18 protein-coding genes are annotated in these 14,139 nt (G+C 67.7%); 10 read left to right on the top strand and 8 right to left on the bottom strand.

All coding sequences use genetic code 11. The annotated features are described in order from the left end of the window. Positions 1-4: 4 nt before the first annotated feature. Positions 5-322: a 1-deoxy-D-xylulose-5-phosphate synthase gene (locus ACSQ2G_RS05695; RefSeq protein WP_436029056.1), complete on the top strand. Its 318-nt coding sequence runs from the start codon at positions 5-7 to the stop codon at positions 320-322. Here ACSQ2G_RS05695 and ACSQ2G_RS05690 read toward each other — a convergent pair. Next, a complete protein-coding gene (locus ACSQ2G_RS05690; RefSeq protein WP_436029055.1) occupies positions 319-708 on the bottom strand; it encodes a type II toxin-antitoxin system VapC family toxin in 390 nt (129 codons plus the stop codon). The genes ACSQ2G_RS05695 and ACSQ2G_RS05690 overlap by 4 nt on opposite strands. Beyond that, positions 705-986: a type II toxin-antitoxin system VapB family antitoxin gene (locus ACSQ2G_RS05685; protein WP_028037444.1), complete on the bottom strand. Its 282-nt coding sequence runs from the start codon at positions 984-986 to the stop codon at positions 705-707. Before ACSQ2G_RS05685 ends, ACSQ2G_RS05690 begins: the two co-directional genes overlap by 4 nt. Before the next feature lie 67 nt (positions 987-1,053). On the opposite strand from ACSQ2G_RS05685, the gene ACSQ2G_RS05680 reads away from it, so the two are divergent. After that, entirely contained in the window at positions 1,054-2,463 is a 1,410-nt protein-coding gene (locus ACSQ2G_RS05680; protein WP_436029054.1) for an FAD-binding oxidoreductase, read from the top strand. Between the two features lie 15 nt (positions 2,464-2,478). Here the strand turns inward: ACSQ2G_RS05680 and ACSQ2G_RS05675 are convergent, their stop codons facing one another. Next, a complete protein-coding gene (locus ACSQ2G_RS05675; RefSeq protein ID WP_436029053.1) occupies positions 2,479-2,823 on the bottom strand; it encodes a hypothetical protein in 345 nt (114 codons plus the stop codon). Positions 2,824-2,924: 101 nt separating this feature from the next. Between ACSQ2G_RS05675 and yaaA the strand changes: the two genes are divergently transcribed. The 5 genes from yaaA to ACSQ2G_RS05650 all read left to right on the top strand — a co-directional run bounded on the left by yaaA (position 2,925) and on the right by ACSQ2G_RS05650 (position 7,414). Next, positions 2,925-3,692: a peroxide stress protein YaaA gene (gene yaaA, locus ACSQ2G_RS05670; RefSeq protein WP_436029051.1), complete on the top strand. Its 768-nt coding sequence runs from the start codon at positions 2,925-2,927 to the stop codon at positions 3,690-3,692. 102 nt (positions 3,693-3,794) lie between these two features. After that, entirely contained in the window at positions 3,795-4,592 is a 798-nt protein-coding gene (locus ACSQ2G_RS05665) for a 3-hydroxybutyrate dehydrogenase (RefSeq protein WP_436029049.1), read from the top strand. Between the two features lie 191 nt (positions 4,593-4,783). Next, on the top strand, positions 4,784-5,845 hold the full coding sequence (locus tag ACSQ2G_RS05660; RefSeq protein ID WP_436029047.1) for a patatin-like phospholipase family protein: 1,062 nt from the start codon (positions 4,784-4,786) through the stop codon (positions 5,843-5,845). Between the two features lie 88 nt (positions 5,846-5,933). Further along, positions 5,934-6,389 carry an NUDIX hydrolase gene (locus tag ACSQ2G_RS05655; protein ID WP_436029045.1) on the top strand — a complete coding sequence of 152 codons (456 nt, stop codon included), beginning with the start codon at positions 5,934-5,936 and terminating at the stop codon, positions 6,387-6,389. An 887-nt stretch (positions 6,390-7,276) separates the two neighbouring features. After that, the gene (locus tag ACSQ2G_RS05650) at positions 7,277-7,414 is read left to right on the top strand and encodes a hypothetical protein (protein ID WP_310083569.1); all 138 of its coding nucleotides are present in this window, start codon (positions 7,277-7,279) and stop codon (positions 7,412-7,414) included. A 200-nt stretch (positions 7,415-7,614) separates the two neighbouring features. Here ACSQ2G_RS05650 and ACSQ2G_RS05645 read toward each other — a convergent pair whose 3' ends face one another. Next, positions 7,615-8,367, bottom strand: a complete 753-nt coding sequence (locus ACSQ2G_RS05645) for a Crp/Fnr family transcriptional regulator (RefSeq protein ID WP_436029043.1) — start codon at positions 8,365-8,367, stop codon at positions 7,615-7,617. Between the two features lie 101 nt (positions 8,368-8,468). Next, positions 8,469-8,678 carry a hypothetical protein gene (locus tag ACSQ2G_RS05640; RefSeq protein ID WP_436029041.1) on the bottom strand — a complete coding sequence of 70 codons (210 nt, stop codon included), beginning with the start codon at positions 8,676-8,678 and terminating at the stop codon, positions 8,469-8,471. A gap of 156 nt (positions 8,679-8,834) precedes the next feature. On the opposite strand from ACSQ2G_RS05640, the gene ACSQ2G_RS05635 reads away from it, so the two are divergent. Genes ACSQ2G_RS05635 through ACSQ2G_RS05625 form a run of 3 tightly spaced genes read left to right on the top strand, consistent with a single transcriptional unit; the run spans position 8,835 to position 10,742 of the window. Beyond that, positions 8,835-9,272: a TIGR02301 family protein gene (locus tag ACSQ2G_RS05635; RefSeq protein WP_436029039.1), complete on the top strand. Its 438-nt coding sequence runs from the start codon at positions 8,835-8,837 to the stop codon at positions 9,270-9,272. Between the two features lie 47 nt (positions 9,273-9,319). Further along, positions 9,320-10,285 carry an SPFH domain-containing protein gene (locus ACSQ2G_RS05630; protein WP_436030520.1) on the top strand — a complete coding sequence of 322 codons (966 nt, stop codon included), beginning with the start codon at positions 9,320-9,322 and terminating at the stop codon, positions 10,283-10,285. Positions 10,286-10,289: 4 nt separating this feature from the next. Beyond that, positions 10,290-10,742, top strand: a complete 453-nt coding sequence (locus ACSQ2G_RS05625) for an NfeD family protein (protein WP_436029037.1) — start codon at positions 10,290-10,292, stop codon at positions 10,740-10,742. A gap of 102 nt (positions 10,743-10,844) precedes the next feature. Here ACSQ2G_RS05625 and ACSQ2G_RS05620 read toward each other — a convergent pair whose 3' ends face one another. The 3 genes from ACSQ2G_RS05620 to ACSQ2G_RS05610 all read right to left on the bottom strand — a co-directional run bounded on the left by ACSQ2G_RS05620 (position 10,845) and on the right by ACSQ2G_RS05610 (position 13,992). Then, on the bottom strand, positions 10,845-11,606 hold the full coding sequence (locus tag ACSQ2G_RS05620) for an ABC transporter permease (RefSeq protein ID WP_436029035.1): 762 nt from the start codon (positions 11,604-11,606) through the stop codon (positions 10,845-10,847). Continuing rightward, positions 11,603-12,526, bottom strand: a complete 924-nt coding sequence (locus ACSQ2G_RS05615) for an ABC transporter ATP-binding protein (RefSeq protein ID WP_436029033.1) — start codon at positions 12,524-12,526, stop codon at positions 11,603-11,605. The genes ACSQ2G_RS05620 and ACSQ2G_RS05615 overlap by 4 nt, the downstream gene beginning before the upstream one ends. A gap of 128 nt (positions 12,527-12,654) precedes the next feature. Next, complete coding sequence (locus ACSQ2G_RS05610) at positions 12,655-13,992, bottom strand: cytochrome P450 (protein WP_436030518.1); 1,338 nt, start codon at positions 13,990-13,992, stop codon at positions 12,655-12,657. Positions 13,993-14,139: the final 147 nt, after the last annotated feature.

Below are 14,139 nucleotides of genomic sequence, written 5' to 3'. Positions count from 1 at the left end.
GCCGATGAAATTCCGCATCATGTATCTCGAAGACAAGTCCAAGGGCCTGAACGGTCCGGCCCGGATCGGGCGCGTCAGGCTCTCCAAGACGGGCGAGACCCTCTACTACGGCGGGCGCACGTTCGAGGCGCTGCGGAACTCCGGCCTGAAAGCCAATTTCAGCGACGTCGAAACCGGTCAGCCCTTCTGGATCGCCAAGGCCCGCAAGGGCGGCGACGACCGGCTCTACAAGGGCGCTGGCGATCCGCCGGTGATCGACGACGACGTGGCCGAGGAATACTGGCGCGACGTTCGGGGTCTGCCGCAACCGGCGGCGGGCTAGCCGAGGGCCGAGCGGACGTCGGTCAGCGGAAAATCATCGCCCTTGTAGAGCAGGGGGGCGTCCAGTTGTTTGGCTAGGGCGTAGGCGAAGCAGTCGGCGAGGTTCAGCTTCGCGGGATGATAGCGCCGGCCGTAGGCGAGATAGGCGCTGAGCGCCTCTGACGAGAGGTTCTCATCCGGCGTGACCTTCACGCCCAGTCCTCTTAGCCAGTCGTCGAGATCTTCCTGCGTCGCCAGGCGTCTTCGGCCGATCAGGATCAGCCCAGTCTCGACGTAATTCACCGCCGCGATGCACGATGCGGTGCGCTCGAGAATTTCCAGGAAGTGGTCAGCTTCGGGTTCTTCGTCACCGATGGCGACCAACGCCGAGGCGTCGACCACGATCACTGAGCGTCGTCCACGTCCGTGACGCCTGGAATTTCCCAAAGCGCATCGAAATCAGCCTTGGTGACGTTAAGCTTGATCTTGTCGAGCCCCGCCTTGCGGCGAAATTCAGTTGTCGCCGCGCGCATGCTTTCCAGGGTTCGAGGCGGCGGCGCCGGCGCTTCCCGTTCCAACGCTTCGCGCGCCAGGGTGTCGATCACCCCGGTGATGGTCTGGCCCCGCAGCGCCGCGATCTCGCGCACGGCTTTCTCTGTCTCGGGGTTCTTGATGAAGATGCCCATGACGGCCTCCGGTATATACCGGAGGATATACTATCCGCGGCGAGCTCGGAAGCGTATCCTCCGCCCCATGACCAAGCCCGTTCCCGCCGACACCCTGTCCCGCCTGAAGGCCGTGCTCGGCGAGGGCGGGTGGAGCCAGGATCCCGACCGCCTGGCCCCCAAGCTGCAGGAGTGGCGCGGCCGCTGGACCGGCGAGACGCCGCTGCTGGCCCTGCCGCGCTCGACGGCGCAGGTCGCGGCGGTGGTCGGGATCTGCGCCGCCGACGGCGTGGCGATCACCCCGCAGGGCGGCAACACCGGCCTGGTCGCCGGCCAGATCCCGCGCGGCGAGATCCTGCTCTCGACCGAGAAGCTGACGGCGGTGCGCGACGTCGACGCCTTCGACGACGTGATGGTGCTGGAGGCGGGCGTGGCCCTGGCCAGGGCCCACGAGGTCGCCCTGTCGATCAACCGCCGCTTCCCGCTGAGCCTGGCCTCGGAGGGTTCGTGCACCATCGGCGGCCTGGCCTCGACCAACGCCGGCGGCACGGCGGTGCTGCGCTACGGGGTGATGCGAGACCAGATCCTGGGGCTGGAGGCGGTGCTGCCCAACGGCGAGGTCTGGAACGGCCTCAAGCGCCTGCGCAAGGACAACACCGGCTATGACCTCAAGCACCTGCTGATCGGGGCCGAGGGCACGCTGGGGATCATCACCGCCGCCAGCCTGAAGCTCTATCCGCTACTGGCGTCGCGCTGCGTGGCCATCGCCGCCGTCGCCACGCCGTACGACGCCATCGCCCTCTTGGCCCGGGCCAAGGACGAGACCGGCGGGGCGGTCGAGGCTTTCGAGCTGATGAGCCGCCTGGGCGTGGCCTTCGCCCTGAAGAACATCCCAGGCCTGCGCGAGCCGCTGGAGGCCGTGCATCCCTGGTACGTGCTGGTCGAGACCGCCTCGGGCGAGCCCGGCGCGGCCGAGGCGGCGATGGAGCGGCTGCTGGCCGGGGCGCTGGAAAGCGGCCTGATCCAGGACGCCGCCGTCGCTCAATCCGCTACCCAGGCCCACGCCTTCTGGGCGGTGCGCGAGAACCAGTCCGGCGGCCAGAAGCCCGAGGGCGCGGCCTGGAAGCACGACGTCTCGGTCCCGGTCTCCAGGGTCGCTGACTTCATCGACCAGGCCACGGCGGCGGTCGAGAGGCTGGCGCCCGGCGTGCGGGTCGTGGCCTTCGGCCATGTCGGCGACGGCAACGTCCATTACGACGTGCTGCGGCCCGACGGCGATTCGGACGACGCCCACGACGCCCTGCGCGACGCGGGCGCGCGGATCGTCCACGACATCGTCGCGGCGATGGACGGCTCGATCAGCGCCGAGCACGGCCTGGGGGCGATGAAGTCGGCCGAGGCCTTGCGCTACAAGAGCGCCGTCGAGATCGAGGCTCTGCGCGCCATCCGCGCGGCCTTGGATCCGCGGCGGATCATGAACCCCCGCGTGCTGTTCTAGCTTTCGGACGGTGCTCTAAGCCGCGTCGTCCGTTCGTTTCGCCGCCAGGGCCGCCTTCCGGGCGCGCCGGACGCTGACACATACGAAGATCGAGGCCAGGGCGCCGGCCGGGATCGTGGCCTTGTAGAAGCCGGGCTGCTGGCCCGGCCCCAGCAGGTTGATCGCCGCCGGCATGAAGCCCCACTCGCCCGTGGACGCCCGCATCCAGAACGCTCCGATGCCGACGAAACACAGCACCGCCCAGGCGATGCGCCACTTCAGGCCCGGCGTGCGGATCACCAGGAACAGGCCCACGAACATCACCAGCGGGCAGGTCAGGGCGGCGATCAGGCCCAAGGACTGGGGAAGAAGCGGGGGCATCGGTCATGGTCCGGCGAAAGGGCGGGCAACATCGCGGCGGGCGGCCCCATTGTCCAGCCTCGCACTAGCCCTGGCCGTCCCGAGCCTCTATCTGCACCGCCATGCTGATGGTCATCTCCCCCGCCAAGTCGCTGGACTTCACCGCGCCCGACCAGGTGCTGCCGCTCACCACGCCCGAGCTGAAGCCGCAGATCGCCGAGCTGGCCAAGGCGGCGCGCAAGCTGACGGTCGCCGACCTGCGCCGGCTGATGCACATCTCCGAAAAGCTGGCGGTGCTGAACCATGCGCGGTTCCAGGACTTCGACGCCCAGGTCGAGGACGGCCTGCAGGCGGTGATCGCCTTCAACGGCGACGTCTATGCCGGGCTGAACGCCCGCGAGCTTGACCGTCCGGCCCTGGACTGGGCCCAGGACCACCTGCGCATCCTGTCGGGCCTGTACGGCGTGCTGCGACCGCTGGACGCCCTGCAGGCCTACCGCCTGGAGATGGGCACGCGGCTGAAGACCAAGCGCGGCAAGAACCTCTACGACTTCTGGGGCGAGACCATCGCCAAGACCCTGACCGCCGCGGCCAGCGACCACGCCGACCCGACCCTGGTGAACCTGGCCAGCCAGGAATATTTCGGGGCCGTCGACGCCAAGGCCCTGAAGCCGCCGACCGTCACCTGCCATTTCAAGGAAGAGAAGGGCAACACCCTGCGGGTGCTGGGCTTCTTCGCCAAGAAGGCCCGCGGCCGCATGGCCCGCTTCGCGATCGACAACCGCATCGACCGGGCCGAGGACCTCAAGGGCTTCGATCTCGACGGCTACCGGTTCCGCAGCGACCTCTCCACCCCCGCCGACTGGGTTTTCGCTCGCCTCCAGCCCTGATTTCACCTACCGATGAAATTAACGCATCGCCAGTGTACTTGGACGAGAGCGAGCTATATGTTGCGTTGCAGCATGATGGGGCGTTGAGCCAGGGAGTTGCCGATGGCCGTGGATTTCGGTTTGCAGGGTCAGGTCGCGATCGTGACCGGTTCGACCAGCGGCATCGGCCACGCCATGGCCGACGCGCTGGCGGCCCAAGGGGTCAACATCGTCCTCAACGGCCTGGGCGAGATGACCGCCATCGAGAAGACCCGCGCCGAACTGGCCGAGAAGCACGGCGTCGAGGTGCTCTACAACGGCGCCGACATGACCAAGCCCGGCCAGATCGCCGAGATGGTGACGGCCGCCAAGGCCGAGTTCGGCGAGCTGGACATCCTGATCAACAACGCCGGCGTCCAGCACGTGGCCCCGATCGAGGACTTCCCGGTCGACCAATGGGACCTGATCATCGCCATCAACCTGTCGTCGGCCTTCCACGCCACCCGCGCGGCCGTGCCGATCATGAAGGAGCAGGGGCGAGGGCGGATCGTCAACATCGCCTCGGCCCACGGCCTGGTCGCCTCGCCGTTCAAGAGCGCCTATGTGGCCGCCAAGCACGGCATCCTGGGCCTGACCAAGACCGTCGCCCTGGAAACCGCCACCTTCGGGATCACCTGCAACGCCATCTGCCCGGGCTTCGTGAAGACCCCCCTGGTCGAGGCCCAGATCGTCGACCAGGCCAAGGCCCGGGGGATCTCGGAAGAGGCGGTGATGAAGGACGTGATCCTGGCCGCCCAGCCGACCAAGCAGTTCGTCACCTTCGATCAGCTGAACGGGCTGCTGCTGTACCTGGTCTCCGACGCGGGGGCCTCGGCCAACGGCTCGGCCTTCTCCATCGACGGCGGCTGGACGGCGCAGTAGCGATAGAAGAACGCCAGGCCCCAAAACCGGTTGTCATCCCGGAAGCCTCGCAGAGGCTGTCCGGGACCCAGGGGACTGGGCTGAGGCCTTGCGGTTCCCCTGGGTCCCGGACAAGCGCTTCGCGCTTTCCGGGATGACAACATTGGGGGCGAGGAAGCGTACTTACTGTCTCGAACGGGAGCCCGCCACGCATGCCCATCCCGCCGTTCAAGAAGAAGCCCGCCGGTCCCCGGCCCATCGCCCTGGCCCTGCAGGGCGGCGGCTCGCACGGGGCCTTCGAGTGGGGCGTGCTCGATCGCCTGCTTGAGGAGGAGGACCTGGAGATCCAGGCTGTGACCGCCGCCTCGGCCGGGGCGATGAACGCCGTCTGCCTGGCCCAGGGACTCCTGGACGGCGGGCGCGACGGGGCCAAGGCGCGACTGGAGCGCTTCTGGAAGCAGGTCAACCGCAACGGCGGCCGCAACGTGTTCGGCGACACCAGCATCTGGACCAGCGCCTTCGCCGGCGGAACCGACTGGCTCAAGAACACCCCCGGCTGGCGCATGGCCGAGACCTTCGCCCTGTCGATGAGCCCCTACGAGTTCAACCCGTTCAACCTGAACCCGCTGCATGACGCCCTGGAAGGCGAGATCGATTTCAAGGCCCTGCGCGAGCGATCGCCGATCAAGCTGTACATCGCCGCTACCCAGGTGCGCACCAGCCGGTCCAAGGTGTTCCGCGAGACCGAGCTGACCGCCCGCCACATCATGGCCAGCGCCTGTCTGCCCCAGGTGTTTCAGGCGGTGGTGATTGACGACGAGCCCTACTGGGACGGCGGTTTCCTGGCCAACCCGCCCCTATGGCCGTTGTTTTACGACGACACGCCCGACGACATCCTGCTGGTCAGCCTCAACCCGTTCGTCCGCGAGGAAACGCCCAAGACCCCGGGCGAGATCATGGACCGGCTCAACGAGATCACCTTCAACGCCGCCCTGGCCAGCGAGCTGCGGGCCATCGGCTTTGTGCAGAAACTGCTGGACGAGGGCCTGCTGAAGGACAACGCCCGCGGCCGCTACCGGCGGATGCTGATGCACGCCATCACCGCCGACAAGGCCCTGGCCGACCTGTCGCTGGGCAGCAAATTCGACACCGAATGGAGCTTCCTGACCGACCTGCGCGAGCGCGGGTACAAGGCCGCCGACGAGTGGCTGGGCGATTGCCTGACGCAGGTCGGGGTCAGCTCCAGCCTGGACCTGAAGGCGGGGTTTCCGTGATGAGGTCGGGGACAGGCGCATGCGCCTGTCCCCAGTCGCCTGTCCCCCAGTCGCTTGACGCGGCCCGAACGGAGCGTATCTGACGCCCATGTCCCGCGCTTCCGCCGCCGTCGCTCCTACAGCTTCCCAATTCCCCGTTCCCACCGTCGGCGTCGTCTGCCTGCGCGGCGACCAGGTGCTGCTGATCAAGCGCGGCACGCCGCCGCGCCTGGGCCAGTGGAGCCTGCCCGGCGGTCGGCTGGAGCGCGGCGAGACCACCGCCGTTGCCGCCCTGCGCGAGCTGGCCGAGGAGACGGGGGTGCAAGCCGAGCTGCTGGGCCTGGTCGACGTGGTCGACGGCCTGTTCACCGCGCGCGAGACCGGCCAGACCACCCGCCACTACGTGATGATCGACTACGCCGCGCGGTGGGTGGCGGGCGAACCCGTCGCCGGCGACGACGCGGCCGAGGCCAGGTTCGTGTCGCTGGACCAGGCGCTGGCGATGGTCGAGTGGGACGTGACGCGCGCGGTGATCAAGGAGACGTTCGAGCGGTTCGGCGGGTAGGCGGGCCGCGCGACCCTTGGCGGACTTGAGCGGCTCTTCTCCTCCCCCGCTTTGCGGGTGAGGAGAGAAACAACAATGCCAACCTCCACCCCTTGCCGACGGCGGACAGGTCCGCTTGTCGGATCGCCTGTCGTCTTGAACCCTCTCCCGCAGGGGAAAGGGTGGGGCTCAAGAGGCGTCCATCCTCGGCGCATGACGAGCGAAGTCCCGCGATTTCAACGCGCAAAATTTTCTCGACCCGACTTGATCCTCACCCTTCCGAACCGCCCGCATACTGATCCCACCTGAAAGCACGGGAAGGGCGTCCGGCCGGCGACCGAGCGGCTCTCAGGGGTGGTCGAGCGGGAAGCGCTCGCCGGTGGTCTTGAGTGACGCTTCGGGCGTCCTGGGCAGGTTTCCCTGAAACATCGGGACGAAACCCAGGCGGCGAAGGATCGGCAAGCGCAACAGGCATGGGCTGAAATCGCCCATGTGGTCCAGGACGGAGCCAACGTCCTGCCCGTCGGGGGCCTCCATCGGAGCGGGTTAAAAATCCGCGACCCGAAGGCTTCCGAATAACGGCCGCGCGAAGCGCCTGCACTTCGTCGAAACGGTACTCAAAACATCAAAGCTACTCCGGGCGAGGCCCGGGCGCTTCGCACCCTTCCCATTCGCTCAGCGGGCCCTTCCGCGTGAGGCGGCCAAGCCGTGTCTGGCAGTCGGTTGCGGATCGGCGCCGGGCGCTGTTCGCCGCCACGCCCGCCGGCCTCTTTCAGAGGAAAGCTGGACTGCTGGGTCCACGAAATGTCCTTAAAAATTGGGCGCTTGCGGAACCCTGTAGCCGATGAGAAGGTTTCCCTGTCGACAGTTCGGGCCTCAGACCTGGGCGTCGCCGGAGGAAACGACAGATGACGCCGCAAGACATCGTGGGCCTGGCCCCGCCCAGAGGCATGCTGGCCCTGATCGCGATGATCCTGACCGCGATGGCGGCCTGTTTCTGGACGTCGGAAGCCGAGGTCCAGCCGGAGTTCGTTTCGCGGGACTAGGTTCGACCGTTGCTCCCTCCTTTCAGCCGTCAGGTTTCAGGACACTGCCCTTGCGGCACGCTCGGTCACGTCGTTGCTAGCAACGCGCCATCTCCCCCGTTTCACGGGTGAGGAAGAAGCCGCGCCGACCCTCTCCTCACCCGCATCGCGGGGGAGGTGGCGCGATGCGGATACGCATCGTGACGGAGGAGCCTCAGGCCTCAGGTCTGCACCTCCGGCAGCATCCGCTGGAAGTGCGCCTCGACCTGGGCGTGGCATTCGCAGGCCCGGCGCTCCAGGCGCGGGCGGTCGAGGATCTCGACGCGGCCGCGGCCGGTGCGGATCAGGCCCTCGTCCTGCAGGGCCTTGGCGACGGCGGTGACCGTGGTGCGCTGTACGCCCAGCATGTCGGCCAGGGTCTCCTGGGTCAGGCGGATGGTCGCGTCATTGGCCCGGTCGTGGGTCGACAGCAGCCAGCGGCACAGGCGCTGGTCGATGCTGTGCAGGGCGTTGCAGGCCGAGGACTGCATCATCTGGGCCAGCAGCACGTCGGCGTAGCGCGAGAACAGGTCGGCCAGGGCCGGCGAGCGTTGCTTGGCCTCCTCCAGCTTGTTGGTGGGAATGGAGAGGGCGGCGCCGGGGATGCGGACCACGGCGCGGCCGTAGGCGGGCTTGAAGCCGGCGCTGACGATGCCGCCGATGGCGCCTTCGCGGCCGATCGAGGCCACCTCGATCTCGTCGCCGTCCCTCGTGACCACCAGCAGCGAGACCATGGTCGAATAGCAGGGCAGGATGGTGTTGACGACGTCCTCGCCGGCCTCGAACAGGGTCTGGCCTGTGGTCAGGGCCAGCGGCGACAGGTGTGGGGCCAGCATCGCCAGGTCGCCCGGGCGCAGAGCGGCCAGCAGGCGATTGCCCGCGCAGCCCGGCGGCAGGGTCGCGCCCACGACGGCCAGTTCGGCGGTATCGGCCATGTTCGCCTCCTGAAAGACAGCCCAGCTTTTTCAGGAGCAAAGCGCATGACGGCGTAATCAGTTTCCTGCCGGCGTCGCGCGCGTTGGAGGGTGATTTGGCCTCAGCTCAGCAAGGTGGGCCTGTGCAGCTGGCCGGTGTCGTCCTGCAGGTGCATGCGGACCGGAAGGCCCACGCCCGTGGTCTGTTCCGCCAGGCGGTGGGCCGCGGTCTCGGCCTGTCGACGGGTGGTGTAGGCGCCGACCCGAAGCTGGTCGCCGATGATGGCCCAGGTTTCCCCGACGCGGACCACTCCATAGTGCACTTCAGCCATGACGACCTCCCTGCGCGTGTTGTTCCCCACGTTATCCACAGGGTCGCTCCGATCGATGGCCTTCGCAAGGCCTGTTGGAGTCTTTTGTGCATCCACACGATTCGCCCGAGACGTGGAGGCCGTGACAGCACCCTTCCCGGCGGTGATAATGCAGCCATGAAACGCCTGCCGCTCACCGCCTTGCTCGCGCTTTCCGCCCTGATCGGAGGCCTGATTGCTGGCGGCGCCGCCCTGGCCCAGGACCGAAGCCCGGCCGAACGCCAGACCCTGCTCGACCTGGCCTTCACCCTGGGCGAAAGCCACGCCCTGCGACAGGCCTGCGAGGGGGCGGGCGACCAATACTGGCGGGCGCGCATGATGCGGCTGACCGACGTGGAAAAGGCCGACCGGGCGTTCGACGGCCAGCTGCGCGACCGGTTCAACACCGGCTTCGCCGCCGGCCAGGGCCAGTTCCCCGAATGCGGCGAGGCCAGCCTTCGGGCCGAGCAGCAGGCGGCCCGCAAGGGCCAGGCCCTGGCGGCCAAGCTGGCCCGCGCGATGCGGGTTCGGCCGCCGTCCGATCAAGCGGCGCCGGAATCCGTGGCGGACAACTGAACCACGCGCTAGGGTCTCTTCCATCGGTTGTGGGAGGCTCTGCAGTGCTGTCTTTCCTTGTTCCGCTGGTGCTCGTGGCGCTGGCGCTGTTCCTTGTCGTCAACGTCATCAAGATCGTGCCCCAGGGGCGCGAGTTCACCGTCGAGCGGTTCGGCCGCTACACCCGCACGCTCAAGCCCGGCATCAGCATCCTTACCCCGTTCGTCGAGAGCATCGGTCGGCGGGTCAACATGATGGAGCAGGTGCTGGATGTCCCCCAGCAGGAGGTCATCACCAAGGACAACGTCTCGGTGAAGGTCGACGCCATCGTCTTCATCCAGGTGATGGAGGCCTCGCAGGCCGCCTACCGGGTCGACAACCTGATGTACGCCATCACCCAGCTGACCCAGACCAACCTGCGCACCGTGGTCGGCTCGATGGAACTGGACGAGGTCCTGAGCCAGCGCGACCTGATCAACACCCGGCTGCTGGCCACCATCGACCACGCCACCAATCCCTGGGGGGTCAAGGTGGCGCGCATCGAGATCAAGGACCTGACGCCGCCGGCCGACATCACCAACGCCATGGCCCGGCAGATGAAGGCCGAGCGCGAGCGCCGCGCGGTGATCACCGAGGCCGAGGGCGAGAAGCAGGCGGCCATCGCCCGGGCCGAGGGCCAGAAGCAGGCCGCCATCCTCGAGGCCGAGGGCCGCAAGGAAGCCGCCTTCCGCACCGCCGAGGCCCGCGAGCGCTCGGCCGAAGCGGAGGCCAAGGCCACCGCCTTCGTGTCGGAAGCCATCGCCAAGGGCGACGTCAACGCCATCAACTACTTCATCGCCCAGAAATACGTCGAAGCCTTCGGCGAGCTGGCCAAGTCGCCCAACGCCAAGACCGTGATCGTGCCGGCCGACTTCGCCGGCCTGACCGGCACGGTGGCCGGTGTGGCCGAGCTGGTGAAGACCCTGGGCGGCAATGGCGGCGCGGCGGCCCGCACCGTGGTTCCGCCGACGCCCAAGCCCCCGCGCGGAGTCTGAGCCGATGCACGGCCTGATGGCGTTCTACGCCACCCATCCGTTCTGGGTCTGGCTGGCGGTCGCGGCGATCTTCTTGGCGGTCGAGGTGGCCACCGGCACCGGCTGGCTGCTGTGGCCGGCCGCCGCCGGCCTAGTGGTCGGCCTGCTGACCCTGGTCCTGCGGCTGGGGGCGCCCCTCGAGCTGGGCCTGTTCGCGGTGCTGACCATCGCCGCCACCTATCTGGCGCGGCGCTTCCTGAAGCCGGTGCTGGACGCGCACAATCCCGACCTCAACGACCCGTCGCTGCGCCTGGTCGGCCGCGACGGCGAGGTGCTGGACGGCTTCCATAACGGCAAGGGCCGGGTGTTCGTCGACGGCAAGGAATGGGCCGCGGTGGTCCAGGATGGCGAGCCGCCGGCGGCGGGCCAGAAGGTGCTGGTCGTCGCCGTCGACGGCGCGGTGCTGACGGTGCGGTAGGCGCCGGGGACATGCACTTGTGCGTGTCCCCATCTCACGCACGGAGGAACGGTGGGGACACGATCGGTGGGGACACGCACAAGTGCATGTCCCCGGTCCGCTCTACACCTTCAGCCGGTACCCGGTCTTGAACACCCACCACACCGCCGTCAGGCAGGCGGCCAGGAAGCACAGCGTCGCGCCGAAGCTGACCACGGGGTTGAGGTCCGACACGCCGTAGAAGCTCCAGCGGAAGCCGCTGACCAGGTAGACCACCGGGTTGAACAGGGTGATCTTCTGCCAGATCGGCGGCAGCATGCTGATCGAATAGAAGCTGCCGCCCAGGAAGGTCAGGGGCGTGACCACCAGCATCGGCACGATCTGCAGCTTCTGGAAGTCGGTGGCCCAGACCCCGATCACGAAGCCGAACAGGCTGAAGGTTATGGCCGTCAGCACCAGGAAGCCCAGCATCCAGACCGGGTGAGAAATCTCGTAGGGCACGAAGATCCGGGCCGTTGCCAGGATCAGCAGGCCCAGGCACACCGACTTGGTCGCCGCCGCCCCGACATAGCCGATCACCGTCTCGATCCACGAGACCGGAGCCGACAGCAGCTCGTAGATCGTGCCGGCCCATTTGGGCATGTAGATGCCGAACGAGGCGTTGGAGATGCTCTCGCCAAGCAGCGATAGCATGACCAGGCCGGGGATGATGAAGGCCGCGTAGCTGACCCCGTCGATGGCCTGCATCCGCGAGCCGATCGCCGAGCCGAACACCACGAAGTACAGCGAGGTCGACAGGACCGGCGAGATCACGCTCTGGGCCAGGGTGCGGAACCAGCGGGCCATCTCGAAGCGGTAGATGGACTTGATGGCGTGGATGTTCATTGCGGCGCCCTCACCAGGCTGACGAAGATGTCTTCCAGCGAGCTCTGGCTGGTGTGCAGGTCCTTGAAGTCGACGCCCTCCTCGGACAGCCGGCGCAGCAGGCCGGCGATGCCGGTCTCCTCGGCCTGGGCGTCGAAGGTGTAGACCAACTCGTGACCGTCGGCGGCCAGCTCCAGCGGATAGTCCGACAGCCGGGCGGGGATGGCCTCCAGCGGGCTTTGCAGCTGCAGGGTCAGCTGTTTCTTGCCCAGCTTGCGCATCAGCACGTCCTTGTCCTCGACCAGGATGATTTCGCCCTTGCTGATCACCCCGATCCGGTCGGCCATGTCCTCGGCCTCCTCGATATAGTGGGTGGTCAGGATGATGGTGACGCCGCTCTCGCGCAGCTTGCGGACCATCTCCCACATGTCGCGGCGCAGCTCGACGTCGACGCCGGCGGTGGGCTCGTCCAGGAACAGGATGGTCGGCTCGTGGCTGAGGGCCTTGGCGATCATCACCCGGCGCTTCATGCCGCCCGACAGCGCCATGATCTTGCTGTCCTTCTTGTCCCACAGGGACAGGTCGCGCAGGATCTTCTCGATATAGGCGTCGTTGGGCGGCTTGCCGAACAGGCCGCGGCTGAACCGGGTGGTGGCCCAGACGGTCTCGAAGGCGTCGGTGTGCAGTTCCTGCGGCACCAGCCCGATCTTGGTGCGGGCGGCGCGGTAGTCCTTGACCACGTCGTGGCCGTCGGCGGTGACCGTGCCGGTGCTGGGATTGACGATGCCGCAGATGATGCTGATCAGCGTCGTCTTGCCGGCCCCATTGGGACCCAGTAGGGCGAAGATCTCGCCCTTGCGGATGTCGAGGTCGATGGTCTTCAGGGCCTGGTGGCCGGAAGCATAGGTCTTGGTCAGACCGGAAACGGAAATGATCGCCATGGGGCCCCTGGTGAGCGGCCGTTCCTCCCTGGAACCAGGCCGCCAGAGCCAGATGGGGCGCAAGCGCCGACTTGGCTAGGGCTCATGAGCGGTATGAGCGCAAAACATTCTCTTTCGCGCGGCGAGGGTCAGGCTCGGCCGCCGGGCGTGAATTCGACCTCGAGCCGGCTGATGGCGTGGACGAAGTTGTTGGGGGCGATGTCGATCTCGCCGGTCCAGCGGATGTCGGGGAAGCGGTCCAGGATCTGGCGATAGGCCTCCTCCAGCTGGATCTGCGCCACCCGCTTGCCGATACAGACGTGCGGGCCGTAGCCGAAGGCGATGTGCTTGTCGGCGTTGGGCCGGGTGATGTCGAGCCGGTCGGGGTTGTCGAACACCGCCTCGTCGCGATTGGCCGCGCCGTAGTACATGACCACCTTCTCGCCCTCGCGGATCGCCTGCCCGGCGATCTCGGCGTCGCGCGTGGCGGTGCGGCGCATGTAGATCACCGGGCTGACCATGCGGATGAATTCGTTGACCGCCCCGCCGATCAGCGACGGCTCGGCGACCAGCCGGGCCTTCTGGTCGGGGAACTCGGTCAGCAGCTTCATCGCGCCCGAAAGGGTGTTGCGGGTGGTGTCGTTGCCGGCGAAGACGATCAGCAGCCACGAGCCGTCCAGGTACTCGTCGCTGAGCAGGTCGCCGTCGACCTGGGCGCGGGCGATGGCGCTCATCAGGTCGGCCCTGGGCTCCAGCCGCCGCTTGTGCAGCATGGTCCGGCCGTAGTCGAACATCGCCTCGACATGGGTGTTGAAGTCCTGGACGAACTGCATCAGCTCCAGGGTCGGCTCGATCGGGGCCAGGTGCTGCTTCAGCGCCAGGTCCTGGGCCCTTTCCAGATAGTGCATCCAGGTCAGGAACTTGCCGCGGTCCTCGGGCGGCACGCCCAGAATCTCGCACAGGGTGAACAGCGGCAGCTTGGACGAAAACGCCTCGACCAGGTCGCTGCGGCCCAGCGGGGCCATCTCGTCCAGCAGCCGGCCGACCTCGGCCCGCACCGCCTCGGTCACCCCGCGCAGGTAGGCGGGGGTGAAGTAGGGCATGTGCTCGCGGCGCAGCTGCATGTGCTCGGCGCCGTCGAGGTTGATCATGGTGTCCATCGAGGCGCGATAGAGCAGGGCGTGGCGCTTCTGCGGATCGCCGTGCGCCATCAGTATGCCGCCCTTGCGCGACGAGAAGGTCTGGGGATCGGCCTCCACCGCCAGGATGTCGGCGTGGCGGGTGACCGCCCAGAAGCCCGGTCCGCCATAGGGCTCGGGATGCCACATCACCGGGGCCTGGGCGCGCAGCCGGGCGAAGTCGCCATAGGGCTGACCGCGGGTGAACTGCTCGATATTGGACAGGTCGACCCCGTCCAGCGTGGAATACAGCGTCGGAGCCCCGGGCCCCGGAACGCCGTCGAAGGCGGTTTCGCTGACAAGCTGCATGGCCATGCGCGTCTTCCCTGTGAGCCCGCGCGCTCCGTCGCGTGACGTCGTGAATAGTTCAGACGACAAGTGTCGTGTCAATCGACTGGTGTTGAATCTGAGGGCATGGCACAAGGGCGAACGGCTGGGTGCGGCTGGGGACAGGCA

The sequence above is a fragment of the Caulobacter sp. LjRoot300 genome, from assembly GCF_964253875.1.
Taxonomy (GTDB): domain Bacteria; phylum Pseudomonadota; class Alphaproteobacteria; order Caulobacterales; family Caulobacteraceae; genus Caulobacter.
This window is presented reverse-complemented; position numbering and strand designations above follow the sequence as displayed.